General features: G+C 63.6%; 19 protein-coding genes. 4 read left to right on the top strand and 15 right to left on the bottom strand.

The window, feature by feature from the left end:
* Positions 1-41: 41 nt before the first annotated feature.
* From QWJ46_RS11650 to QWJ46_RS11670, 5 genes are all read right to left on the bottom strand, one after another.
* Positions 42-3578 (bottom strand): DUF5801 repeats-in-toxin domain-containing protein, encoded by a 3537-nt coding sequence (locus tag QWJ46_RS11650; RefSeq protein ID WP_302751247.1) that lies wholly within the window; start codon positions 3576-3578, stop codon positions 42-44.
* A gap of 620 nt (positions 3579-4198) precedes the next feature.
* Positions 4199-4600 carry a GFA family protein gene (locus QWJ46_RS11655; RefSeq protein ID WP_302751248.1) on the bottom strand — a complete coding sequence of 134 codons (402 nt, stop codon included), beginning with the start codon at positions 4598-4600 and terminating at the stop codon, positions 4199-4201.
* A gap of 10 nt (positions 4601-4610) precedes the next feature.
* Positions 4611-6143 carry a S10 family peptidase gene (locus QWJ46_RS11660; protein ID WP_302751249.1) on the bottom strand — a complete coding sequence of 511 codons (1533 nt, stop codon included), beginning with the start codon at positions 6141-6143 and terminating at the stop codon, positions 4611-4613.
* 104 nt (positions 6144-6247) lie between these two features.
* Positions 6248-7537 carry an MFS transporter gene (locus tag QWJ46_RS11665; protein WP_302751250.1) on the bottom strand — a complete coding sequence of 430 codons (1290 nt, stop codon included), beginning with the start codon at positions 7535-7537 and terminating at the stop codon, positions 6248-6250.
* Positions 7534-8211, bottom strand: a complete 678-nt coding sequence (locus QWJ46_RS11670) for a FadR/GntR family transcriptional regulator (RefSeq protein WP_302751251.1) — start codon at positions 8209-8211, stop codon at positions 7534-7536. Before QWJ46_RS11670 ends, QWJ46_RS11665 begins: the two co-directional genes overlap by 4 nt.
* A gap of 505 nt (positions 8212-8716) precedes the next feature.
* On the opposite strand from QWJ46_RS11670, the gene QWJ46_RS11675 reads away from it, so the two are divergent.
* On the top strand, positions 8717-9529 hold the full coding sequence (locus QWJ46_RS11675) for a class II glutamine amidotransferase (RefSeq protein ID WP_302751252.1): 813 nt from the start codon (positions 8717-8719) through the stop codon (positions 9527-9529).
* A gap of 36 nt (positions 9530-9565) precedes the next feature.
* Here the strand turns inward: QWJ46_RS11675 and coaBC are convergent, their stop codons facing one another.
* Positions 9566-10774: a bifunctional phosphopantothenoylcysteine decarboxylase/phosphopantothenate--cysteine ligase CoaBC gene (gene coaBC / locus QWJ46_RS11680; RefSeq protein WP_302751253.1), complete on the bottom strand. Its 1209-nt coding sequence runs from the start codon at positions 10772-10774 to the stop codon at positions 9566-9568.
* Between the two features lie 308 nt (positions 10775-11082).
* Positions 11083-11847 (bottom strand): SDR family oxidoreductase, encoded by a 765-nt coding sequence (locus QWJ46_RS11685; protein ID WP_302751254.1) that lies wholly within the window; start codon positions 11845-11847, stop codon positions 11083-11085.
* A 124-nt stretch (positions 11848-11971) separates the two neighbouring features.
* Here QWJ46_RS11685 and QWJ46_RS11690 point away from each other — a divergent pair, with 124 nt between their 5' ends.
* The 3 genes from QWJ46_RS11690 to QWJ46_RS11700 are packed head-to-tail and all read left to right on the top strand — an operon-like array spanning position 11972 to position 14523.
* A complete protein-coding gene (locus QWJ46_RS11690; RefSeq protein ID WP_302751255.1) occupies positions 11972-12877 on the top strand; it encodes a LysR family transcriptional regulator in 906 nt (301 codons plus the stop codon).
* Between the two features lie 33 nt (positions 12878-12910).
* Positions 12911-14140 carry an MFS transporter gene (locus QWJ46_RS11695; protein ID WP_302751256.1) on the top strand — a complete coding sequence of 410 codons (1230 nt, stop codon included), beginning with the start codon at positions 12911-12913 and terminating at the stop codon, positions 14138-14140.
* On the top strand, positions 14137-14523 hold the full coding sequence (locus QWJ46_RS11700; RefSeq protein ID WP_302751257.1) for a VOC family protein: 387 nt from the start codon (positions 14137-14139) through the stop codon (positions 14521-14523). Before QWJ46_RS11695 ends, QWJ46_RS11700 begins: the two co-directional genes overlap by 4 nt.
* A 36-nt stretch (positions 14524-14559) precedes the next feature.
* Here the strand turns inward: QWJ46_RS11700 and QWJ46_RS11705 are convergent, their stop codons facing one another.
* From QWJ46_RS11705 to ubiB, 8 genes are all read right to left on the bottom strand, one after another.
* On the bottom strand, positions 14560-14802 hold the full coding sequence (locus tag QWJ46_RS11705; protein WP_302751258.1) for an antitoxin: 243 nt from the start codon (positions 14800-14802) through the stop codon (positions 14560-14562).
* Positions 14803-14854: 52 nt separating this feature from the next.
* Positions 14855-16516: a urocanate hydratase gene (locus tag QWJ46_RS11710; protein WP_302751259.1), complete on the bottom strand. Its 1662-nt coding sequence runs from the start codon at positions 16514-16516 to the stop codon at positions 14855-14857.
* 68 nt (positions 16517-16584) lie between these two features.
* Positions 16585-16914: a TfoX/Sxy family protein gene (locus QWJ46_RS11715; protein WP_064800414.1), complete on the bottom strand. Its 330-nt coding sequence runs from the start codon at positions 16912-16914 to the stop codon at positions 16585-16587.
* A 3-nt stretch (positions 16915-16917) separates the two neighbouring features.
* On the bottom strand, positions 16918-18015 hold the full coding sequence (locus tag QWJ46_RS11720) for a DUF917 family protein (protein WP_302751260.1): 1098 nt from the start codon (positions 18013-18015) through the stop codon (positions 16918-16920).
* Positions 17996-19276 (bottom strand): Zn-dependent hydrolase, encoded by a 1281-nt coding sequence (locus tag QWJ46_RS11725; RefSeq protein ID WP_302751261.1) that lies wholly within the window; start codon positions 19274-19276, stop codon positions 17996-17998. Before QWJ46_RS11725 ends, QWJ46_RS11720 begins: the two co-directional genes overlap by 20 nt.
* Positions 19273-20652, bottom strand: coding sequence for a dihydroorotase family protein (locus tag QWJ46_RS11730; protein WP_302751262.1), 1380 nt, complete (start codon positions 20650-20652; stop codon positions 19273-19275). Before QWJ46_RS11730 ends, QWJ46_RS11725 begins: the two co-directional genes overlap by 4 nt.
* A 138-nt stretch (positions 20653-20790) precedes the next feature.
* Positions 20791-22368: an aromatic amino acid lyase gene (locus tag QWJ46_RS11735; RefSeq protein WP_302751263.1), complete on the bottom strand. Its 1578-nt coding sequence runs from the start codon at positions 22366-22368 to the stop codon at positions 20791-20793.
* An 88-nt stretch (positions 22369-22456) separates the two neighbouring features.
* The gene (gene ubiB / locus QWJ46_RS11740; RefSeq protein WP_302751264.1) at positions 22457-24031 is read right to left on the bottom strand and encodes a 2-polyprenylphenol 6-hydroxylase; all 1575 of its coding nucleotides are present in this window, start codon (positions 24029-24031) and stop codon (positions 22457-22459) included.
* Positions 24032-24212 lie beyond the last annotated feature (181 nt).

Here is a 24212-nt window from a genome sequence, read left to right on the forward strand (position 1 = left end):
ACAGTGGGGGGCAGCCTTGGCTGCCCCCGTCTCGTCAGTTATCAGGCGACGTCGACAAGGATGTGCTGCATCGCTGTCTGATCGCCATCGGCGTCCACCACATTGAAGGCGAAGTCGAGATTGGCATCCGGCGTCTGGGTCACGGTCGAGGTAAAGCCGATATCGGTGATCTTCAGCACGTCGTTATCGGTGGTGTCGAAGTTCACCAGATTGGCGGTCGCGTTGCTGCCGCCATTGGCGCCGGTCGCCCTGATGAGGTCGATCGCAGTAGCATCGCCGGTGATCCCGTTGCCCGACTGCATGATTTGCACGCCTTGCAGTACGTAGGTCTCGCCAGCGGCGTTGTAGTCGTTCTGCTCGACGATCACGAGGCCGTCATTATTGTCGAGCGTGAACTCGCTGCTGTAGGGCGCCGGAACCTGGCCGGCCTTGTAGATGTCGGCGTTCGACACATACATGGCCCGGGTGATCGCGGAGCCGTTCCCATCGATCAGGTCGAGGATCAGCATCAGGTCTTCGCTGTTGCCGATGCCGTCGAACTTGATCGCCATCGCGCCGGCGGTCGCCGTTGGGGTGAGGGCCTCGTTGACAATGCCGACATCGCTGTTGAAGAACCGCAAGGTGAGCAGTTCGTCTTTCTGGATCGTGTCGCCGGCAACACCGTTGGTGCTCTGTGTTGCAGACACCCAGTTTTCGTTGTTGTTGCTGACCATCTCGTGACCGCCGACGGTGAAGGTGGAGTCATTGGATGACCCCTCGCCATCGGTGGTCAAGCGGAACGGGTTGGCTTTGTTGATCAGATTGCCGGTGAACTGCACGTAGAAGTCTTCGTCAGCCGGCGTGCCCACGACATCCCCCTGCAGTTTTTCCACCACGATCTGCGGGTGGCCGGTATTGCTCGTCGGCTGCTTGGATAAGAGCTCGCTGGTGTGAAGAACGTCGAAGCTGAAGCCTTCGAGCGGGTCCGTCAGATTGATGGTATAGGTGTCGGCCACCTTGTCGAAGACGAGGGTGCCGCCCGCCGTTCCGACCTGGTTGCCGTCCGCCGGATCCTTGTCATAGGTGAAGGTGAAGTTGAACGTCGCGGAGGTCAGGCTCTCCGAGCCGAGCGTCACATTCGAACTGAGAAGGCTACCGCCGCCGCCGCCAGTGATCGTGCCGGTCAGCCCGATCTGGACGCCGTTCGTCACGAGATCCTGGTCGACAAAGTCAGAGCCACCATTCGTATAGAAGGCAGCCGGGTGGACATCCGCGCCGATGTTGTAGCCGAAGTCGCCGCTTGCCGATGCGTTGAGCGCGTTGGCTAGGGTCTCGTGCTGAGTGCCCGCGAGAACCGGATCCCCGTCGAACGGCTTGGTGATTGTCGGCCCGTCATCCTCGAAGTTAAGGTTCTGGCCGATATTGCGGATGGCCGAGGCGTGATCGCCGTCACCGTCGGTAATGGTGGCGGTCAGGGTGACGAGGTCGGCGGCCGCCAAGGTGCGGCTGTCGTCCGGGTCGGTGGTAATGGCATGGATGATTGCCCGTTGTTGGTCGAGGGTGACGACGCCGGCAGCGCTGACGCTGACGGTAAAGACGATGTCGCCAATGGCTGATCCGGCGCGCCCGACCACATTGCTGCCTTCCTTGAAGAGCAGCACGGACTGGCCGGTTTCGGTGTCGGTGAGGCCGCTGACATTGTTCCCCGCATTGATACCGAGCGTATAAGAGATGGCGCCGCCAACGGCGCCTCCGTCGGCGCCCGCATTCGAGGTGAAGGCGGTAGTGAAGTTGCCGGTGCCGTTCGTCCCCAGGTCGGTCTCGTCGACGGTCACTTGCGGTGCAGTGGCGGCTGCCGTGATCGTCGGTCCGTCATCCTCGAAATTGAGGTTCTGGCCGATATTGTGGGTGGCCGGGGCGTGGTCGCCGTCACGGTCGGTGATAGTGGCGGTCAGGGTGACGAGGTCGGCGGCCGCCAGGGTGGTGCTGTCGTCCGGATTGCTGGTATTGGTATGGACGACCGCCCTTTGCTGGTCGAGGGTGACGATGCCGGCGGCGCTGACGCTGACGGTGAAGACGACCGCGCCGGCGGCTGATCCGGCGCGCCCGACCACGTTGCCGCCTTCGAGGAAGAGCAGCACGGATTGGCCGGTTGCGGTATCGGTGAGGCCGCTGACATTGTTGCCCTGTTTGATGCCGAGCGCATAAGTGATGGCGGTGGCGGCGCCGCCATCGGCCCCGGCATTGGAGGTGAAGAAGGTCGAGAAGTCGGCGCTGGCGTTGGTGGTCAGGACGGTCTCATCGACTGTCAGTTGCGGTGGAGTGCCGGTTGCCGTGATGCTGGGCCCGTCATCGTCGAAGTTGATGAAGGACCCGACTTCTTCATTATAGGCGTTGCTCACCTCACCGCCGAAATGCACTTCCTTGACGTCGAAGTAGTCTTTCTCGGTGTCGATATTCTTGATGGTGAAGCGGTCGAATGTTCCGCCAACGCCGCCCGCGGTGGTGAAATCGACCGTCACGCCCTCGCCGACATTCTCGAGGATCAATCCGGTGCCGGCGACATTGACCGTGATGCCGAGCTCCGCGGCTGTTTTTGTGACGCCGTTCAGCTTGAACGTCGCGCCGGTGATGTTGATCTCGGTATCGTTATCGTCCGTGGGGAAGGCAGCGCCTTCGGCATTGTCGTTATTGTTATAGGCGTGGATCTCCATGTCGGCGACGCTGCTGGTCGGCGTCGACTGCGAGACCGAGAAACCGGCGCTGGAGACGTTCTCGATGTGCGAGCCATAGTCGGGCGCAGTCGGCGTGTCGGTAAAGCTTTTCCCCGCGCTCTGGATGCCGCCGGTAATCAGGTCGATCTGAAGTTCACGGCCCTCGCGCACGTCTTGAGAGGCGACGCCGAGGCCCTGGGTGCTGACATTGACTTCCGTCTGCACGCCATTGTCGTGCGCCGTCACCAGGATCTTCTGCGGGCTGGCGGCGTCGGCGTCGAGAATATACCAGTTGTTATGCCCGGAAGGGGCATCGCCAAGCTGGCTGAAATTGACCACCGTGGTTCCGGTGACCGAGGCGAATACCTTGTTCGTCAGATCGATGCGGTCGTCGGCGTTGTTCGCATCGGGATGGAGCAACGGCACGTACTGGACGGTGTAGAGGTCCGCATTGGTGTTGCTGGTGCTGAGGAGGGCCAGCGAGAAGGCGAGCGGCCCGGTCTCGGCCGGCTCGGTGGCCGCGTTGGTGGTGCCGATGACGCCGATCACGACGTTTGGATGCGTCGCATCCTGGAACAGCCAGATGTAATTGCCGTCGACCGTGCGAATGCCGCTGTTGACGCCATCCGTGGTGGAGTATGGGGTGCCGGAGGCGTTCTGGGTGAGAACGACCGAGGTGATGGTTTCCCCGGCGCTCGCCGAGGCCACAACGAAATTGCTCTGGTAGGCGACCTCTGGCGAGGTCAGCCCCCCGGCAGCGTCACGGCTCAACAGATATTGCACCGTCGCATTGTTGTGCGGCGCAAGCGCCGGGTTGACGTCGTCGTCGTCGAGACCGGCGGTCTCGTCAATGATGAGATCTTGAGTTGTGATATCGAGTGCCATGGAGCTTCTCCCTCGGCTAGCTCGCAGAGGGTCACAGAGCCCGGATGCCGAACTGCATCCCGGGCCCACCCTCTTGCGTATTGAACCTAGAGCTCTCGATCGACTGCGATTGTGGTGGATCGAGAGGACTAGCTCATTCACAGTTGGAGGGTATTAGGACTAAAGTCCCTATACGCGTTACGACTAAAGTCCCAACCTAAGGCCGTCGTAATAGAGTCCCTGAAGATTACGTCCACAGAAATGCAATACAAGGCTGTAAAATTCAGCAGAAATCCCTTGAGTATTGCGGTAGCCCGTCGCGACGTATGCGCGATTCTCCCCTCGAGTTATATATACTATAAATTGATCTTAGATGCACTTAGTCAGTTCGAGCTAAAATTGGAGCAATATTAACGGGTTTCGTTTTGATGTTCGCGCGACGGTCGGACCCACGTCGCTCCACTCCGGGTAGGCCGGTGGAAGGCGTGAACGGCGCTCGCAGAGGGCGGCTCTTTGGCTTGCGCTTTCGCCACAGGCGGCTCACCACCGTGATGGTCCCGCACTCAACATGCTGACCAGGTGGCTGATAACCTAATTCGGCCTACCGCCTCCCTTCCTCAGGTCAAGTCGTCCTGCTTGCGCTAGTCCTCGCCATCAAACCGCGGCAGCGGCTGAATATTTTCCGCCCAAGGCAGAGCCGACCGGCACCATATCTGTTTCTTTGGCGTCAGGTCCCGCCGCTGGTCGATGCCGCCGAGACGGATGCCGATCGCACCGCCCTCGCCATCCGTGCGGTAGAGCGGCGATCCGCAATTCGAACAGAAGAATTGCCGGCTGAGGGCGCCGCTGTCGCCATGTTTCGCATAGCTGCGTGGTTCGCCCGAGACAAGCGTGAAGCTTTGTGGTTGCGCCGGCGCGGTGACGCGATAGGCCGAGCCCGTCAGGCGCTGGCAATCGGTGCAGTGGCAGATCGTGACCCGCTCCGGATCGATTTCCGCCTGATAGCGGATCGCTCCGCAATGACATCCTCCCGTTATATGCATCGGCAACTCCTCAATCCGCCGGCTGTGCGGCCGGGCGTGCAGCATAGAAGGCCTTGGCATCCGCCGTGAAGGCGGCTCGTTGATCGGCTTGCGTGTAGAACATATGGCCGCCGTGATAGAGCTTCAGCCCGACGCGGCCATCGGCGAGCGACGGCGGCAGGTGATCGACCACATAGCGGCTGACGCTGTACGGCGTCACCAGATCGCTGTAGCCATGCGCGATCAGCAGATGGAAGGCCGTGCCCGAGGCGAGCAGCTGCCTGATGTCGTCGGTGGCGCTCGCCTGGAAGCGTGACCCGCCGCCGCGGCCGCCGCCCCAGTCCCAGCGCCGGCTGATATCGCTGTCGAGCAGCGAATAGGTCATTTCGGTTTTGAAGCCGAGCTCGTTGCGGGCATAATCGGCAAAGGCGCCGCCATAGGCGCGGGCGAAGCCGTCGAGAATGGCGTCGTCGCCGCGGTCGTAATCCGACTCCGGAAAGGGATCGGGCGCTGTGAAGGACGCGTCGTAGGGGCTCTTCAGCTCGCCGCTGCCGCCGTTCGAGTGCTTGACGAAGGAATTGCCGAGAAAGCCGCGGTTGCGGGCCACGATATCTTGCGGAATGCCGGTTAGCCCGGCGATCCTGCCATAGAAGGCTGCGGCATCGGCGCCCGTCGGCGGCGGGCCGGCGAGCGTCGTCAAATAATCGCCGAGCGCGAAACGCTCCGCTTGCCTCTGCTTCTCCTCGTCAAAGGCATTGTGCCGGTCGAGTTCGGCTGCAGCGAGCGACGGCAGCTCGAGCGCCGCGCCCAGCGCGAACTGGTCGGCATCGAACATCAGCTGTCCTTCGAGCAGCGGCGAGAGCATCACGGCGCCGGCGACGACAATGCCCTGGCTTTCCTGCAGGGTGGAAGCGACCTTGGCGGCGCGGAAACCGCCATAGCTTTCGCCGAACAGATATTTCGGCGAGTTGGAGCGGTTGTTATGCGCGACATAGAGCGCGATCGCCTTGGCGATGCTCTGCGCATCCGAGTTGACGTTGTAATAGTTGGAGGCGTCGTCCGCCTTCGCCGTCCGGCTCCAGCCGGTGCCGATTGGATCGATCAGCACGAGATCGGTAAAGTCGAGCCAGCTATGCTCGTTATCGACGAGTTTCGCATGGGCGCCGTCGCGTGCCTGAGGCCCGAAATCGAGTACTTTGGGCCCGACCAGCCCGAGATGCAGAAAGGCGGAGGCCGCGCCCGGCCCGCCGTTGAAGACAAAGGTCAGCGGCCGATCCGGCCCGGCACCCTTGGCGACATAGGCGGTGTAGAAGATCGCGCCGGTCTGCGCTCCATCCTGGCCGAAGAGATCAAGAGTGCCGGCGGTCGCGGTATAGGCGATCTTCCGGCCGTCGACCGTCAGCTCGTGCTCCGTGACGGAGTCGGCTGGCAGCAGCTTCAGCACGCCGTCGCGTGCACTGCGCTCGACATTGGCCTGGCGCCCGCCGCTTTCCTGGGCCGGGGAAAGGGCAGGCCCCAACGATGCCATCAACGCGGTGAGCAGAAACAGGGTTCGTATGCGCACGATTTGTCCTCCGGCGGATGCAGGCTGAGATAGCGTAGCATCCGCGGCTGGCGACCGGCATCAAGAGATGGTGATGGGCCAGTGAGCTTAGAGCCGCGGGCGGCTCAGACTTTCTCAACCGCGTGCACATTCACTTCAAGTGCTCGGCCGGCTCTCCAGCCGTTGATCGCGGCTCCGAGCCCGAGCGCGACGAACAGAACGGCACACCAGGAAAAGCTTCCGGTCCAGCCGCGGATGAGGCCGACGATCAACGGGCCGATTGCGGCGAGGAGATAGCCGACGCATTGCGCCATGCCGGAGAGATGGGCGGCAACATCGGGGTCGCGCGAGCGCAGCACGATCGTCGTCATGGCGGCCGCGATCAGTCCGCCCTGGCCGATGCCTTGCAGCACCGCCCACAGCCAGACGCTCGAAAGCGGCGCAAAGAGCAATCCAAGCAGAGCGGTGACGGCAACGCCGCAGAGGCCGGCATTGATCAATCGCTGATCCCGGCCGCGCACGGCGATATGCGGCACGACGAGGCAGGAGGCCGCCTGTACCATCACCGAGAGCGAAACGATCGCCCCGGCCGTGACGCCGTCGAGCCCGCGTTCGCGCAGGATGGGAACGAGCCAGCCGAAGACGCAGTAGGCAAGCGCCGATTGCAGCCCCATGAACAGCGTGACCTGCCAGGCCAGCCGGTCCCGCCAGAGTCCGTCGAGGCGAAAGCCGTTTCGCCTTGCTCCGGCGCCGCCGCGAAGAACCTGCGGCAGCCAGATGAGGCCGACGGCGAGCGCCGGCAGCGCCCAGGCGGCGAGCGCGCGCCCGAGAGAGCCGCCGAGCGCATGTTCGATCGGCAGCGTCAGCCCGGCCGCACTGGCAGCACCTGCGCAGAGCGCCATTGTATAGAAGCCGGTCATCAGCGCGGCGCGCGTGGGGAAGTCCCGCTTCACCAGTCCCGGCAGCAGCACGTTGCCGACGGCGATGCAGGCACCGGCAAGGGCCGTGCCGATAAAGAGCAGCGGCACGGAGGAAAGCCCGCGCAAGGCTGTGCCGAGCGCAAGCAGCAGGAGAACGCCGAGCAGTGTGCGTTCGGTTCCGATGCGCTGGGCAAGACGAGGCGCAAGCGGCGAGAAGAGGCCGAGGCAGACGACCGGAAGCGTCGTCAGCAGGCTGGCGCCGAGCGCGCCCAGCCCGAGTTCGGAGCGGATCTCCGGCAGGAGCGCCGAGGCGCTCGAAAAGACCGGGCGCAGGTTGAAAGCGATCAGCACGAGGCTCGCGCCGAGCAGCAAACTGGCCGCACCATTCCGCACCGGCGTTGCCTGCTGGGCGGGAAGACTGCCGGCCTCGGCATCGATCAGCAATTCGTCGGCCACGTCAAGCGTGACGGCGGCAGCGTTGGAAGGTGTATTCATGACAGCATCATTCGGTCGAGTGCGGCAAGAACGGGGGCCATGAACCGGCGCACCGCCGCATCCGCCTGGTCGGGATCGCCGCTGTCGATCGCATCGACGATATCGACATGCGCCTGCATGTCGGGTTCGGGAATATCCTTGCCGAGCGTTGCCGCAATGGTGTCGGCGATCGAGGCCGAGAAGAAAGCGTAGATTTCGATCATCGCCCGATTGCCGGAAGCAGCGATGACCGCCTTGTGGAAGGCGAGGTCCCGTTCGATGAAGGCGGTTTCATCGCCGCCGGCGTAACTGCCGCGTTCATTCAGCAGCCGGCGCAGCTCGGCAATCGTCTCCGGCGTCTTGCGCATCGCCGTCAGTCGTGCCGCCTCGACATCGAGCGCGCAGCGCGCTTCGAACTGATCGCGCAGGCTGGCGCGCCGCGCCATGGTCAGCGGCCGGCTGGCGTCGCTGGTCGAACGCACATAGGTGCCCGACCCCTGCCGGGTTTCGAGATAACCCTGGGAGACAAGCACCCGCACCGCCTCGCGCACCGTGCCGCGGCTGACGGAGAGCGTGGCCGACAGCGAGGCCTCGTTCGGCAGCTTGTCGCCGACCGCCCAGCGCTTGCCGACAATGTCGCTGCGGATTGCCTCGATCGCCTCATCGGCGAGATTGGTCTTGCTGAGCGCCTGCATCTTCTACTCATAAAGTCATCAGATGACTTTATGAGTAGAAGAACTCCGATCGTCCGTCAATGCTGGAAATTCAGAGCAATAAAAAGGGCCGCCACGGCGACCCTTTCCATGAGTTTGGCCTCGAACTGGCCTGGACTGTCAAAGCAGCCCCAGGAAGGCGGGTCTTAGAGCGAGGGCTGCCTCGCTTTCATCACCACTTCCATGCCCGATACGAGGTCCGAAATCTCATTAGACATTGGATCACCTTCCTTTCGTTCTGTTGCTGATAAAAGAAAAGGTAGGATGATTCGCGTCAGATGCAAGAAGAAATTGCACTCGAGGCATCCCTCTGGGCCGGACCCGCGTTCACAAAAGAACACAGGCTTTCGCCGAATTTGAAGTTTCACCCGGTCACCAAACCGTCATGATCGGCCTGCAAATCAGTCGCGCGTTAAGCTGTTATTAGCCGTGGCGTTCGACAATTTAGAGCATGCCCGCCGATGCCGCGGGTTCCGGAGCAAAAGCCATGTGTCGCTGGGCAGCCTATCGCGGAGACCCTCTCTACCTCGAGGAGCTGGTATCCTCGCCCGCCCATTCGCTGATCGAGCAGTCCCATTGCGCCACCCGCGCCAAGACGGCGACCAATGGCGACGGCTTCGGCATCGCCTGGTACGGCGACAGGCCCGAACCCGGCCGCTACCGCGACATCCTGCCGGCCTGGTCGGATTGCAATCTGAAGAGCCTGGCGCGGCAGATCCGTTCGCCGCTCTTTCTAGCCCATGTCCGTGCCGCCACCGGCGGCGGCACGCGCCGGGACAATTGCCATCCCTTCACCCACGATACTTGGTCATTCATGCACAACGGCCAGATATCGGGCTTCGAGCGCTTGCGCCGGCCGATGGAGGCGACGCTTGACGACGAGTTGTTCAATGCCCGCAGCGGCACGACCGATTCCGAGCTGATGTTCCTGCTGGCGCTGCAGTTCGGCCTGCGCGAGGCGCCGATCGCTGCGATGGCTGATATGATCGGCTTCGTCGAAGATCTGGCCGAAAACACCATCGGCTCGATCCTGCTGCGCTTCACCGCCGCCTTCTCCGACGGCAAGTCGCTCTATGCGATCCGCTATGCCACCGATCGCAGGGCGCCGACGCTCTACGCCTCGCCCGTCGGTGCCGGCTACTGCCTCGTCTCCGAACCGCTGAACGACGATGTCGACGCCTGGGCGGAGATTCCTGATGGCAGCGCGGTCATCGTCGGCAAAAACGGTATCGATGTAGCCGAATTCCGTCCGGAAAAGCCGAGCAAAGCCAAATCGCAACGCATGGCTATCTCAGCATAATCCTTTCCGAAAAACGGGATCGATTTTCGAGGTGGACTATGCGCGGAAGCGTCCGGCGATCAGCGCCGCCAGCCTTTCGGCGACCTCTTCCTTCGTCAGGTCTGGCCATTGTTCGACGCCATCGTGGCGAATGAGTTTGACGCTGTTGCGGCTGCCGCCCATGATGCCGGTCGCAGGCGAAACATCATTGGCGACGATCAGGTCGGCGCCCTTCCGCTCGAGCTTCGCCCTGGCATTGCTTTCCACGTCCTGGGTCTCGGCGGCAAAGCCGATCACCAGCTTCGGCCGCATCGTGTGATGTCCGAGAGTCTTCAAGATGTCGGGGTTCTCGGTCAGCGCCAGCGTCGGAATGGATTCGCCGGGATGTTTCTTCAGTTTCTGGTCGGCGGCCGAGGCTACGCGCCAGTCCGCCACCGCCGCCACCATCACGGCGATATCGGCCGGCAGCGCCGCCAGCACGGCATCACGCATCTCCTCGGCCCGCTCGACATGGACGACATTGACGCCGACCGGATCGGCGATCGTCACCGGCCCGGAGACGAGCGTCACCTCGGCCCCGAGCTTGGCCAAGGCTGCGGCGATCGCATGCCCCTGCCGGCCGGAGGAGCGGTTGGCGATGTAGCGCACCGGATCAATCGGCTCATGGGTCGGTCCTGACGTGACGATCGCCTTGCGTCCCTTCAGCGGCCTTTCTCCCTCGTCGAGCATGGTTTCGGCCGCAGCGACGATCTCCAGGGGCTCCGCCATCCGGCCGATCCCCGCCTCCCGGCTTTCGGCCATCTCACCGGCCAGCGGCCCGACGAAGCGCACGCCGTCTTCCCTGAGCCTCGCCGCATTGCGCCGTGTCGCCGGATGTGCCCACATACGAGGGTTCATAGCCGGCGCGGCAAGCACCGGCCTGTCCGTCGCCAGAAGCAAGGTCGAGGCGAGGTCATCGGCAAGGCCGTTCGCCATTTTCGCCATCAGATCGGCGCTGGCGGGGGCGATGATCACGAGATCGCAGTCGCGCGCCAGCCTGATATGGCCGACATCCTGTTCGTCCTGCCGCGAAAAGAGATCGACGAAGACATGGTCCGCCGCCAGCGCGCCGACCGCAAGCGGCGTAACGAACTCCTGCGCCCCCTTGGTCATGACCGGGCGCACGCTGGCACCGCGCTCGCGCAGCCGGCGGATCAGATCCAGGCTCTTATAGGCGGCGATGCCGCCCGAGATGATGAGGAGGATGCGTTTGCCGCTGAGAGCCATGGCCTTCTACCCGTTGCCTTTTCTGACCTACCCCGACCCTAAGCCTTTGGCGGAGAACATGCAATCGCGCGGACGACATGCATCGGATCTGCTCGAGATTAGCGGCCGGTCGCGTCGGCGAAGACCCCTCCCCAACCCCTCCCCACAAGGGGGAGGGGCTTGGATGCCGCGCCGCCCATATCCTTCCATCGTCTCATCCGCAGAAAGGCCGATGCCTGTCTCAGTGGTGCAACGTGTTAGCCCCTCCCCCTTGTGGGGAGGGGTTGGGGAGGGGTCTTTTCCGGTCGATGGCGGCAGCCCCCGCCGTCTCAACTGCGGGTGATTGAAATGCCGCCGTCGACCAGCGAAGCCGTGCCGGTGACGAAGCTTGCATCGTCGGAGGCGAGGTAGAGAACCGAGCGGGCGACTTCATCAGGTGTCGCGACGCGCTTCAGCGCGTGCATATTGGTGATGGCGGCCTGTTTCTCCGTCGTATCGTTCACGTCCCGGTACATATCGGTATCGACGGCGCCCGGCAGGATGGCGTTGACGCGCACGCCCTGCGGCCCGAACTCGGCGGCGAGCGCCTGCGTCAGGCCGATCAGGCCGGATTTGCTGGCGGCATAGGCTGCAACGCCGGGAAAGGCGAAGCTGTAGCCGACGAAGGTCGAGGTGAAGATCACCGAGCCGCCGCCATGTTCCGTCATCGCGCCGATCTGATGTTTGACAGCGAGAAAGGAGGCGGTGAGATTGACGGCCACTGCCTCGCTGAAGCCTGCTTCCGAGACTCCGGTGCTCGGACCGGCTTCGCCGATGATGCCGGCATTGTTGAAGGCGATATCGAGCTTGCCGTAGTTGGTGACGGCAGCCGCGACCAGCGCCTTATGATAATCTTCCGAGCGGACGTCGCCGGCAACGGCGATGGCCTGGCCGCCCTCTGCCTCGATCTCCGCGACGAGGCTGTCGAGTTCGGCTTGACGGCGGGCGCCGACGACGACCTTGGCGCCTTCGGCCGCAAAGAGCTTTGCCGTGACGCGGCCGATGCCGGAGCTTGCGCCGGTAACGATCGCGACCTTGTTGTTCAAGCGGTTCATGCTTCCATCTCCTATGTTCGAGCGGGCGGCCCTTGCCGTCCGTTTCGTTGACCAGAAGATGGCATTTTCTTTTCGTTCGGATTAGTCTCCAGATTGAGGAACTCGAATTCGGAAATACCGAACGATGATCAGGATAGAAGGCATTGCGGCTTTCGTCGCCGTGGCGGAGGCAGGCTCGGTCAGTGAGGCGGCCAGACGGCTGCGGCTCTCCAAATCCGTCGTCAGCGAAAGGCTGGCGGAATTGGAGAAGTCGCTAGGAGGGGTCCTGCTGCACCGAACGACACGCAAGCTCACCATGACGGAGGACGGGGCTGTATTTCTGGAGCGCGCCGCGCGCATCGTGCGTGAGATTGACGAGGCCGCCGCCGACATGGCCGAGCGGCGCGGCACGCTGTCCGGTCCGATCCGCATCGCCGCCCCGGTCACGTTCGGCCGCATGCATCTCGGCCCGGCGCTCTACCCCTTTCTTGCCGACCATCCCGATATCGAGTTGACGCTCGACATCGATGATCGCCGCGTCGATGCGTCCTCGGACGGCTATGACGCCATCATCCGCAACGGCCCGATCGCCGACAGCCGGCTGGTCGCCTGGAAGCTCGCGCCGAGCCGCCGTCTTCTCTGTGCGTCGCCGGATTATCTCGCGCGCTTGGGGATGCCGTCGTCACTTGCCGACCTGAACCGCCATCGAGGCATCTTCTACACCAATCGCGGCGTTGCCGACTGGCGCTTCCAGACGCCGGAGGGCGCGGTCGTCGTCCGCGCCAAACCGGCCCTCGGCATCAACAATGGCGACATGCTGCGCGATGCCGCGATTGCCGGTCTCGGCATCGCCCTGCTGCCGGCCTTCATCGCCGGCCCGGCCATCCGCGAGGGGCGGCTTGCCGAAATCGATGTCGGTCACAGGCCGGAGGCCGAATTCATCTATATGGCCCATCCCGAGGGTCGAAATCCCTCGGCCAAGCTTCGCGCTATCGCAGATCACTTGAGGAAGAGCTTCGGGGACCCGCCCTATTGGGATCCAGCGGGTTAACGCATGAATTCGAAGGGCCATCAGGATGAAAATATGTCGCCGCCAGCGCAAACAGCTAAGACAGGAGAAAAGCATTACCTGACGCGCCGCACTGCCGCCTATCGCCGCGCCAGCCTCGCCCTCTTTCTCTCCGGTTTTTCCACCTTCTCGCTGCTCTATTGCGTGCAGCCGCTCCTGCCGGTCTTCTCGCAGGAGTTTTCCGTCAGCCCGGCCGAAAGCTCGCTGTCGTTATCGCTCTCCACCGGCTCTCTGGCCGTCGCCATCATCTGCGCTGCCGCCGTTTCGGAGGGGATCGGTCGCCGCAGCCTGATGTCGATATCGCTGCTCGGCGCGGCTCTATTGACGATCGCTACCGCGTTTGCGCCGGACTGGCATCTGCTGCTCGTCATCCGCGCCCTGCAGGGCCTCGTTCTCGGCGGCGTGCCGGCCGTCGCCATGGCCTATCTTGCCGAAGAAATCGATCCGCGCGGCCTTGGTGCCACCATGGGCCTCTATGTCGGCGGCACGGCCTTCGGCGGCATGTCGGGCCGCGTGCTCACCGGCATCTTCGCCGAATATTTTGGTTGGCGCCCGGCGCTCTTCCTCGTCGGCGCCATCGGACTTGCCGCGGCGATCGGCTTCATCGCCCTTCTGCCGCCGTCAAGGAATTTCGTCCGCCGGCCGGGCTTCGATCCGCGTTTTCACGCGAAAGCCTGGCTCGGTCATCTCAAAAATCCGGCGCTGCCCTTCCTCTTCGCCATCGCCTTCCTGGCGATGGGCTCCTTCGTAACGATCTACAATTACGCCGGTTTCCGTCTTGTGGCGCCGCCTTACGGCCTCAATCAGACTGAGCTCGGCTTGATCTTCACCGTCTATCTCTTCGGCATCGGCGCCGCCTCGACCGGCGGCCTGCTGGGAGACCGGATCGGTCACTTTCCCGTGCTTCTCTTCGGCCTCGCCCTGACGGCTGCCGGCAGTGCATTGACGCTCTTCGCCTCGCTGCCGTCGATCATACTTGGTATCATCGTGCTGACGACCGGCTTTTTCATGAGCCATTCCATCGCAAGTGGCCTTGTCGGCAAGCTTGCACTTGGCAACAAGGGGCACGCTTCATCGATCTACATGCTGGCCTATTACGTCGGCTCCAGCCTGATCGGCTCGGCCAGCGGCTGGTTCTGGGCGGTCGAAGGCTGGGCAGCCGTCGTCGTCTTCACCCTTGCCATGCTGGCGCTCGCCTTTATGTCAGCCTGTGTCGCGCACCACTTCGCAAGGAGAAAGGCATGATCCGCATCGACCGTCTCGACCATCTCGTGCTGACCGTCGCCGATATCGCAGCCACCTGCGATTTCTATTCCCGCGTCCTCGGCATGTCGATCGAAACCTTCGCGGAAGGCCGCAAGGCGCTGAAATTCGGCAGCCAGAAGATCAACCTGCATGAGGCCGGCCATGAGTTCGAACCCAAGGCGAAACATCCGATCCCCGGCTCCGGCGATCTCTGCTTCATCGCCGAAAAGCCGCTGGCCGATGTGATTGCCCATCTAAAGACTGCGGGCGTCGCGGTCGACGAGGGACCGGTCGAGCGTACCGGCGCGATAGGACGTTTGCGCTCGGTCTATTTCAGGGATCCCGACGGCAATCTCATCGAGGTTTCCGAGCCGATCGTGTGAACGGCAAGGATGACGAATCCGTATTCAGCGAGTATTTCATTTGCAGAAATCGAATCCGGATCGTTCCTGCTGAGCGGGGCGTTCTTCAGCCGCTGTCGCAAAGTCGGAGTCGACAGGGCCGGTCACGTCGGTAAGCCATTCCCAGCCATCGGAAATTGGTTCCAAGATGACCGCGCGCCCCTGGCGCCGAATGGCGACGGTATCGCCATCGAAGCGAAATTCCTTGGGGAGCCGGACGGCTTGGGAGCGCCCGGACCAGAAGATCTTTGCCGTTTCCATGTCATAGCTCCCGATGAGATATGGCAATTATTGTAGCAATTCTTGATCCAGTTCAACCAAGCCCGATATAGGGCACGTCCTTCTTCGCCACCTCATCGAGCGCCTCCTCGTAACCTGCGTCGGCGTAACGCATAACGCCAAGCGCCGTGTCGTTGGTCAGCGCGTGGTCGAGGCGTTCGTCGGCGGCATCGGTGCCGTCGGCGATCACGGTAACACCGCAGCTCGTCATGTAGCCGGCATAGCCGCCGCCGCCGGAATGGACGACGACGAGATCGGCCATGGAGGAGCAGAGCATCATCGCATCGATCAGCGGCCAGTCGGCGATCGCATCGGAGCCGTCCTTCATCCGCTCGGTCATAATATTCGGATGCGCCATGGCGCCGGCATCGAGATGGTCGCGGGAGAAGGCGACCGGGCCCTTGAGGTCGCCGCTCGCAACCAGCGCATTGACACGCCGCGCCAGCAGCGTGCGTTCGCCGTGACCGAGCCAGGCGATGCGGGCCGGCAGGCCTTCGAATGGCACATGCTCGCGCGCCAGCCGAATCCAGTTGGTGATGATCTTGTTGTCGGGAAACATCTCGATAAGCAGGTCGTCAATCCCCGCGATATCGCTTTCCTCGCCTGACAGAGCCATCCACCGGAACGGCCCGATCGCCCGGGCAAAGAGTGGCCTCAGATAGGCTTCGGTGAAGATCGGAATGTCGAAGGCGTTGGTCACACCGCCCTCGCGGGCTTGCGTGCGGATGAGATTGCCGTTGTCGAAGACTTCGGAGCCCTTCTTCTGGAACTCCAGCATCGCCGTCACATGCTCGACGATCGAGGCGCGACTTGCCGCCATCAATTGCCCCTGGCCATCGTCGCGCAAGCCTTTGACCTGATCGAGGCTCATGCCCTTCGGCACGTAGCCATAGACGAGGTCATGCGCCGAGGTCTGATCGGTGACGATATCGGGCACGATGCCGCGCCGGGCGATCTCGGGGTAGACCTCCGCCGCATTGCCGACGAGGCCGACGGACAGCGCCCGCTTCGTCTTGACGGCTGCATCGATTATCTTAAGAGCGGTATCGAGATCGGGCGCGATTTCCTGGAGATAGCCGATTTGCTGGCGCTTGCGGGCGCGTTCCGGGTCGATGTCGATGCAGAGGATCGCCGCGCCCGTCATGCGGCCGGCGAGCGGCTGTGCGCCGCCCATACCGCCGAGGCCGGCCGTCAGCACGAAGCGGCCGTGGAGATCGCCGCCGAAGCGACGTTCGGCAATGCGCATGAAAATCTCGTAGGTGCCCTGGATGACGCCCTGGCTGCCGATATATTGCCAGGCGCCGGCCGTCAGCCCACCCCAGCAGATCAGCCCTTTGCGCTGCAGCTCGTAGAACACTTCGGCCTTTGCCCATTGCCCGACAATGTTGCAGTTCGCCATGATGACGAGGGGCGCCCTGGCATGGGTCTTCACAAGGCCGATCGGCTTGCCGGACTGGATGAGCAGCGTCTGGTCCTCATCCATCTCCATCAGCGCCTTGACAATGCCCTTGTGCGCCGCCCAGTTGCGGGCGGCCTTGCCGAGCGCGGCATAGACGATCAGATTGTCGGGATCCTCGCCGACGGCGAGCACGTTTTCGAGCAGCCGCAGCAGCGCCTCCTGCCGCCAGCCCTTGGCGCGCAACTCCGGCCCGCCGGGAATTGGAAATTTCGGATGGCGTGGATTGGCCTTCGGCATCACGGGTTCCTCGCTTGGTTCTCTGCTTTTTCCTTCTCCCCGCCGGGGAGAAGGGGGAAGCTAATTGGTCACTTGCCCGGCAGCGATTCCACATAGGCAAGCGCCGCATCGAGCAGACGCCGTCTCAGGGCATCGTCGCCGTAAGCCTCGGCGGAGGCGCGCAGCCAGCCGTGCATGACTCGCTCGCCCATCAGCATCCGGATTACGCCCGGCAGCGCCAGCGCCCAATCATCATTGCCCTTGCCGAGACGGATCAGCATGCCGTCACTGCGCGCGCCGCAGAGCAGATTGCCGTTCAGCAGGAAGGCGCGGCCGCCGAACATGGATTTTTCGCTGAGGCCGGGACGATCGCCGAGTTCCTCACGCAGCAGTTCTTCAAGGCCGGGATCGCGTGCCATGGCTCAGGCCTTCGCTGCCAGCGCATAACGCGCGATCTCGATTCCCATCGCCTTTTCGACGACGGGATAAACGGTCGGGTCGAGCACGCTTGCCGACAGCGGAATGATATCCATCGGCACATGCAGGATGAAGACATGCATGCCTTCCTGCAATTGCCCGACGCTCAGCGGCTCGCCCTCAGGCGACAGCGTGGTGATCACGGCAGGGAAGGTCGCAAGCCGCTCGCCACCCGCATCATCGACTGCCATATATTCGTTCATCACATGCAGCGTCACTGATTTATCGCCCGAGCCGACGGCGATGGTGCCGATGTCGAAGGCCTCCTTGGTATAGACGACGTCCTTCCGGCTGATGACGCCTTCGGCGAGGATATGTCCACTGGTCGTTTTGCAGATCGCATCGATGACGGCAGATCCGCCGCGCTTCTCCGCCGTAATGATCGCTTCGCCGAGCGCAAGCGCCATCGAGATGCCGCCGAGCGCCGCATGCTTGCCGACATAGGCCGCCCGGAGGGGATTGCGGCAGCTGGCGATGAAACCGCCGGACTGATCGGCGGCGGCGCGCAGCACCGGCGAGATCTTCGCCGTCGCGCCCTTCACCACCAGCTCGATGTAACGGTTCTCGGCCCTGTTGCCGCCGACGGCGGTCTGGATCATCGGCTCGGGTGAGGCGGCCATGCCGATCGACCCCATGTCGCCGGTCGGGTGCGCGCGGATGTCGCCGACGGCATCGACTACCTTGGTGCCGAGGATCGCCGATGGCAGCCAGCCGTTCAGCGTCGAGGATTTGCCGTTCTGGCCGATGATCAGTCCGGAAAGCCTTTCGCCGAGCGCCTCCTGCAGCAATTGCACCGCCTTGACGTAATCGACGCCTTGCATTTCCCAGGGCGTGGTGGAGGCCGGCGCGCCGATCGCGGCCGCCGTGGCGACCCAGTCGTCATCCTTCAACTCGTCGATCGAGACCAGCTCCGGTTTGCCGATGGTGACGGCCGCATGCCCGAGCATCCGCCCGTGCTCAGCCCAGCCGCCACCGCCGGCGGCATAGACGGAGCCGCCTTTGACGGCGGCTTCCACGTCCTTCTCAACCAGTATGCGTCCCATCGGCCTTCTCCCGCTTCGAATCCTTGTCCATCTCGCGCACCGCTTGGAAAAGCACGGCAGCGCCGAGCGCGATATCGTCATTGTCGGCCCATTCGTCGGGGCAATGGCTGCGGCCTTCCCGGCAGGGCACGAAGATCATTGCCGCCGGCGCCACCTTGGCGATCCAGGCGGTATCGTGCCCTGCGCCGGAGGCCATGCGCCGGTATTTTGCGCCGACGCGGTCGCAAGCGGTCTCCAGCGTCGAAAGCAGCGCGGCATCGCTTGGCGTCGGCAGATTGTCGGAAACCCGATTCGGCGGCTCGATCGTAACGCCATAGGCGGTTGCCAGCTTTTCGACATGGCCCTCGAGCCAGCGGCAGAAGGCCTCCATGTCGGCGCGGATTTCCGCACGTCCGTCGATCAGCAGCACGACCTTCGACGGCACGACATTGGCGGCATTCGGCTCGATCCTGAACTCGCCGACCGTCGCGGCGAAATGCCCCGGCTTCTTGGCAAGCTCGGCGGCGGCATTGCGGATGTCGAGCACCAGCTGCGAGGCCGCGACCAGAGCATCCGCCCGCCTGTCCATCGGCGTCGTGCCGGCATGGTCGGCCCGCCCCTCGACGGTGATCTCGATGCGGGTAATGCCGGAGATTGCCGTGACGATGCCGATATCCTCCCTTTCGGCTTCGAGCACCGGCCCCTGCTCGATATGGAGCTCCAGGAAGCCTGCCAGATCGGGCCGCTTCTGCTGTCCCAGCACACCAGGCTCACCGCCCACCTGGGCGATGCCGCCGGCAAGATCGAGGCCGCCGCTTGCCCGCGACAGCCAGGCTTCCGGCAACTGCCCGGTCATGCCGCGGCTGCCGATGCAGGAAACGCCGAAGATGCTGACCTCCTCGGCAAGGAAATCGACAATCTCCAGATCATGGTCCAGTTCGAGGCCGTGGTCATGCAGCGCCCGCGCCACCTCGAGCGCCGCAACCACGCCGGCAATGCCGTCGAAGCGGCCGCCGTCCGGCACCGTGTCGGAATGCGAGCCGACCATGATCGTGCCGAGCCAGGGCTTCCTGCCGGTGCGCCGGCCGATCAGATTGCCGGCGGCATCGATCCGCGTTTCCAGCCCTGCCGCCTTCATCCGCGCCTCGATATAGGCCCGGCCGTCTAGAAGGAGCGGCGTGAAGGCCCGCCGTGTCCAAGGGCGCCCAGGCTCGGTGATGGCGGCAAGCGCCTCGATATCATCAGCGATCCGGCCGGCATTGACCGGAAGATTGCGGCTCATGCGCCTGCTCCCGAAATGACTTGGCGCGGCGGCGGCCGGACGAACCGCCCGGTTCCGGGCGCGGCCAGCACCTTGCCGGCCTCGGCGATCTTTTCGCCGCGCAGATAGGTGGCGGAGACGGTCCAGGGCAGGCGAATGCCGTTATAAGGGCTCCAGCCGACGACGTTGTTGCCGCTCGCAGCCGCATCATAGATGCTTTCGCGCGGCTCCAGCACGGTGATATCGGCGTCCTTGCCTGATGCCAGTGCGCCCTTGATATGATCGAGCCGGAAATGCTTCGCCGGATTCTCGGCCATCAGCCGCGCGGCCCACGTGAGGGGAATGCCGCGCTCGAGAGCGCCTTTGATGAAAAGCGGCACCATCACCTCGAGACCGGGAACACCGGATGCGTTGGCGAGCATATCGGGGTTGGTCTTGCGGTTCTCAGACCAACTGACGTGATCCGTCGAGACCAGCCAGACATCGCCCTCGGCGACCTTCCGCCAGAGCCTCTCCACTTCGGCGCGTAACCGCACCGGCGGATTGATCTTCGCCTTGCCGCCGAGGCGCCTCACGTCGTTTTCCTCGTCGAGCGTCAGGTAATGGATGCAGCATTCGACCGTCGCGGCAAAACCGTCGCGGCGGTAGGCGCGGGCGATGTCATAGCCGCGCCCGAGCGAGCAGTGCACCACATGTGCGGGACAGCCGGTATTGGCCCCGGTCTCGAAGATCGTGTGCATCGCCAGGAGTTCGGTGATGGCAGGCCGCGACAGACCGTGCGCCCGCCAGTCGGTGATGCCGCTTGCCTTCACCTGCTCCATATAGCTGCGCACCGCCTCGTCGTCCTCATTATGCACGCCGGCCGTCAACCCGGTCGGCGCGATCGCCGCGAAGCAGACGTCGAGCAGGGCAGGGGGAATGCGCGGAAAACGTTTGGGATCGGTGCCGAAGGTCGAAAACTTGAAGGCTGCGACACCGGCCTCGACCATCTCCCGGATCCGCGCCGGGCCTTCTTGCGGATCAATGGTGCCGTAAAGGGCGAAATCGACGCGCGCCTGCGGGGCGGCATGGTCGATCTTCCGCTTGACCACCGCCGCCGAGCAGACGAGATTGCCCTCGTCATAAGGCATGTCGACGATCGTCGTCACGCCGCCGGCCGCTGCCGACCGCGTCGACCAGACGAAATCCTCCTGATCCTTCTGGGAAAGCGAATGCACCTGCGCGTCGATGGCGCCGGGCAGGATCAGCGCTCTTCCGAGCAGATGCCGTTCACGCGCTGCAGGCGGCACGCCGATGCCGACCTCGGTGATCTTGCCGCCGTGCACCGCCACATAACCCTCTTTGACGATGCGGTCCGGCAGCACCACCGTGCCCTGCAAAACGAGATCGAAGTCCATACCGCTTCCTCCCTAGACTGACGTCGGAACCGTTGCCGGCCGGAGCATGATGCCGAAGCTTGAACGTCTTTCGGACGGCATCGCGCGCCGACTGGTTAATGTAGAGCAGGATTGAGTTTTTTGGGCCCTGGCCCGCAATCACCCTGCGCGGCTAGCCAAGCGCCCTTCGATGGGCTCCGGCGAACCGAGTGCAAAGAAATCGTCGAAAGAGGCGATCGGAACCTGCTCGGTCAGTTTCGCGAGAAAGTCGTCCGATCCGAGCTCTTCCTCGATCGCCTCCACCTCAGCCGAAAGCGGCCGGTCGACGGTATAAAAGGCCGCATGTTTGCGCACGACGTCGTAGAGCATGCCGGCCACGCCCTTCGGTTCATCGCCGAGAATGTCGATCGCCTGGGCAGACAAGAGCGCCTCGAGTGCCGCGAGGCGCTTCAGCGCCTGCATCTGCCGTTCAAAGCGCTCGATGACCAGCGGCAGGAAGGCGGCCTCGTCCTCCAGCCCGGCCGCAACGACCAGCGACTGCGCCGAAACGGGGCTGGCCATCGACAGCACACGCGAGAAGATTTCGCCGGCAAGCTTGATGATCGGCCCGAAACCGGTGGCGATCCGTCCCGGCGGCACGAGATTGACCGGCAGGTCGCGCCGTTGGCCGTTGCCGAGGATGACGCAGCGATTGAAAGCGTTGCGCGCCGCATGCGCCATGCAGAGTGCGGCCGATTCGAGCAGGATCGTCACATCGAGCGGAAGCGAACCGCCTGATGTCATCACCCGGCCCTCGACGACAACCGGATTGTCGTCCGAGCGTCCGGTGGCGGCAAGGATCTTGTGGCCGGTCGAAAGCAGATTTTCGATGACGGCGCCGAACACCTGGGCGATCATGCGCAGGCTGAGCGGATCCTGCACATGCGTTGCAACCGGCCACTTCCAATCGTCCGACGCGTTGCAGAGCCAGGCGCCGATCAGCGCTTCGCGTGCCGTGCCGACATGGCGGACCGCCTTCCAGGGATCGCGGGAGGCGCCGAGCGCACCTGATGCCATCATCCCGGTCGAAAGCAGGATGCGGATCGAGGCCGCGGCGTTGCGCGTCGTTTCCGCCGCCGCCGCAAAGCTCACCGCATTGACGCTGAGCGAAGCGAGGCTGTCGCGCGGGGCCATTCGTACCGGTTCCAGGCCAGCCACCCGGAAGGCTTCGGCCGCATGCATCCGCTTGCCGCGGTAGACCGCTTCGCCGACGCCGGTCAGAACCGCGCCGATCTGCCCCATCAGGCCGATATCGGCGCAGCCGATCGAGCCGGTGCGGCGCACCACAGGGATAAGATCGGCCTCGAGCATCATGATATAGGCCTGGATCAGCTCCGGCGTGCAGCCGACCTGGCCGGTCAGCGCCGTGTTGATGCGGATCGCCATGGCATTGCGCACGACATTGCAGGAAAAGGGCGTGCCGGTGCCGAAGTGATGGGCGCGCACCAGGCCGAGGTTGAAGGTGTCGAGCTCGTCGGCCGACCATTCCACGTCCTTCATGGCGCCGACGCCCGTCGTCGAGCCGTAGACGGGCATGCCTGAAGCGATCGCGTCCTCGACGATCTCGCGGGCGATCGCGATGCGGGCCATGCCGGTCGGCGAAGCCGAAATCCTCGCCTTGCCGGCACCAATCGTCACCATCTCGGCAAAACCGAGCGGCCGTCCGGAAAGTTCGATGCCGAGGCGTTCGTGCTGCATGTGCCGTATCTCCTAAACTGCGAGACTAAGCCAGCCCTCCGTCACATGGGATATCCTAAATGCCGAACACAGCATGTTGTCGGAGCGGTCAGCTCAGCATCCAGGCAATATAGAGGAGCGTCAACGCTATGACCCAAAGCGCGATCCGCGACGAGCGGTTGTGCCGCGCTTCCGCCTTGCCGATCGCATCCGCAGTCTCTGCGTCGAAGCGCAGTCCGTGTTCGCTCATATGCAGAAGTTGATGGTGGAATTTTTCGGTCTTCGCCGCGATTTCGGGCACGGCTTCGGCAAGCTTCACCGCCGCCTTCAGCCCGTCCTTGAGATCGGTGGCGATCCGCTTCGGTCCGAGATTGTTGCGGATCCAGTCGCCGACGACAGGCTCGGAGGCCTTCCACATATTGAAGCGCGGATTGAGCATGCGCGACACGCCCTCGACCACCACCATGGTCTTCTGCAGCATCACCAGTTCCGGCCGCGTCGCCATGTCGAAGAGTTCGGTCACTTCGAACAGCAGCGTCAGCAGCTTGCCCATCGAGATCGTCTCGGCCGGCTGTCCATGGATCGGCTCGCCGATCGCCCGGATCGCCTGGGCGAAGCTTTCGACATTGTGGTGGCCGGGCACGTAGCCGGCCTCGAAATGCACCTCTGCGACACGGATGTAATCGCGGGTGATGAAGCCATAGAGGATCTCGGCGAGGAACCGTCGCTCCTTCTTGCCGAGCCGCCCGACGATGCCCATGTCGACGGCGACGATCATGCCGCCGGCATCGACGAAGAGATTGCCGGGATGCATGTCGGCATGGAAGAAACCGTCGCGCAGCGTGTGGCGCAGGAAGGACTGGATCAGCGTATCGGCGAGCAGGTTGAGGTCGTGGCCGGCCGCGCGCAGCCCCTCGACGTCGGACATTCTCGTGCCGTCGATCCATTCCATGGTGATGACGTCGCGGCCCGTGCGCTCCCAGTCGACCTTCGGCACGCGAAAGCCGGGATCGCTGTCGGTGTTTTCGGCAATCTCCGAAAGCGCTGCCGCCTCAAGGCGAAGATCCATCTCCACCTTCGTCGTCTGTTCCAGCGTCTTCGTCACCTCGACCGGCCGCAGCCGCCGGCTGGACGGCATGAACCGCTCCTGCATATGAGCGACCAGATACATTGCCTCGATGTCATGGACAAAACGCTGGCGAACGCCCGGTCGGACGACCTTGACGGCGACCTTCCTTCGGCCTTCTGCCGTTTCGACTTCGGCCGGATGCACCTGTGCGATCGAGGCGGCGGCGATCGGCTCGCCGAAGCTCACATAGAGTTCGTCGATCGGCCGCCCGAGCGATCCTTCGATATTCGCCTTTGCGGCAGCCGAGGGGAAGAAGGCCATCCGGTCCTGCAACTGCGACAGGTCGTTAGCGAATTCGACGCCGACGACGTCAGGCCGCGTCGCCAGGAACTGGCCGATCTTGACATAAGAAGGGCCGAGCCGCTCGACCGCCTGCGCCAGCCGGTCGCTGCGCTTCTGATACCGCGCCCTGCCGCGCTCGAAAATCGTGACGAAGGATTTAGCAAGCGCGACCGAAGGCGGCAGTCCTTCGGACGGCAGGGCCGACACGACACCCTCACGCACGAGCACCCAGCCGACGCGCCAAAGGCGAAAATAGGCTCCGAAAGTGCTCATGCAGGCTGGCCTGCTTGCGAAGGCGCGGCCAATCTCTCCTCCCTCATTCCTGTGCTCGTCACAGGAATCCAGCCACCGCGCGTCTGCGCGGTGAATGACTTAAGAAGCATTAACGAGTCTCCTGCGCCCAAGGACTTGGGCGCGCTGGATTCCTGTGACGTCCCTCGGGCAAAGCCCGAGG

Source organism: Rhizobium sp. CBN3 (genome assembly GCF_030518245.1).
Classification (GTDB): domain Bacteria; phylum Pseudomonadota; class Alphaproteobacteria; order Rhizobiales; family Rhizobiaceae; genus Rhizobium; species Rhizobium aethiopicum_A.

Coding starts and splice junctions, on each gene's coding strand:
- QWJ46_RS11650 (WP_302751247.1), bottom strand. CDS start 3,578: ATGGCACTCGATATCACAACTCAAGATCTCATCATTGACGAGACCGCC.
- QWJ46_RS11655 (WP_302751248.1), bottom strand. CDS start 4,600: ATGCATATAACGGGAGGATGTCATTGCGGAGCGATCCGCTATCAGGCG.
- QWJ46_RS11665 (WP_302751250.1), bottom strand. CDS start 7,537: ATGAATACACCTTCCAACGCTGCCGCCGTCACGCTTGACGTGGCCGAC.
- QWJ46_RS11670 (WP_302751251.1), bottom strand. CDS start 8,211: ATGCAGGCGCTCAGCAAGACCAATCTCGCCGATGAGGCGATCGAGGCA.
- QWJ46_RS11675 (WP_302751252.1), top strand. CDS start 8,717: ATGTGTCGCTGGGCAGCCTATCGCGGAGACCCTCTCTACCTCGAGGAG.
- coaBC (WP_302751253.1), bottom strand. CDS start 10,774: ATGGCTCTCAGCGGCAAACGCATCCTCCTCATCATCTCGGGCGGCATC.
- QWJ46_RS11685 (WP_302751254.1), bottom strand. CDS start 11,847: ATGAACCGCTTGAACAACAAGGTCGCGATCGTTACCGGCGCAAGCTCC.
- QWJ46_RS11690 (WP_302751255.1), top strand. CDS start 11,972: ATGATCAGGATAGAAGGCATTGCGGCTTTCGTCGCCGTGGCGGAGGCA.
- QWJ46_RS11695 (WP_302751256.1), top strand. CDS start 12,911: ATGTCGCCGCCAGCGCAAACAGCTAAGACAGGAGAAAAGCATTACCTG.
- QWJ46_RS11700 (WP_302751257.1), top strand. CDS start 14,137: ATGATCCGCATCGACCGTCTCGACCATCTCGTGCTGACCGTCGCCGAT.
- QWJ46_RS11705 (WP_302751258.1), bottom strand. CDS start 14,802: ATGGAAACGGCAAAGATCTTCTGGTCCGGGCGCTCCCAAGCCGTCCGG.
- QWJ46_RS11710 (WP_302751259.1), bottom strand. CDS start 16,516: ATGCCGAAGGCCAATCCACGCCATCCGAAATTTCCAATTCCCGGCGGG.
- QWJ46_RS11715 (WP_064800414.1), bottom strand. CDS start 16,914: ATGGCACGCGATCCCGGCCTTGAAGAACTGCTGCGTGAGGAACTCGGC.
- QWJ46_RS11720 (WP_302751260.1), bottom strand. CDS start 18,015: ATGGGACGCATACTGGTTGAGAAGGACGTGGAAGCCGCCGTCAAAGGC.
- QWJ46_RS11725 (WP_302751261.1), bottom strand. CDS start 19,276: ATGAGCCGCAATCTTCCGGTCAATGCCGGCCGGATCGCTGATGATATC.
- QWJ46_RS11730 (WP_302751262.1), bottom strand. CDS start 20,652: ATGGACTTCGATCTCGTTTTGCAGGGCACGGTGGTGCTGCCGGACCGC.
- QWJ46_RS11735 (WP_302751263.1), bottom strand. CDS start 22,368: ATGCAGCACGAACGCCTCGGCATCGAACTTTCCGGACGGCCGCTCGGT.
- ubiB (WP_302751264.1), bottom strand. CDS start 24,031: ATGAGCACTTTCGGAGCCTATTTTCGCCTTTGGCGCGTCGGCTGGGTG.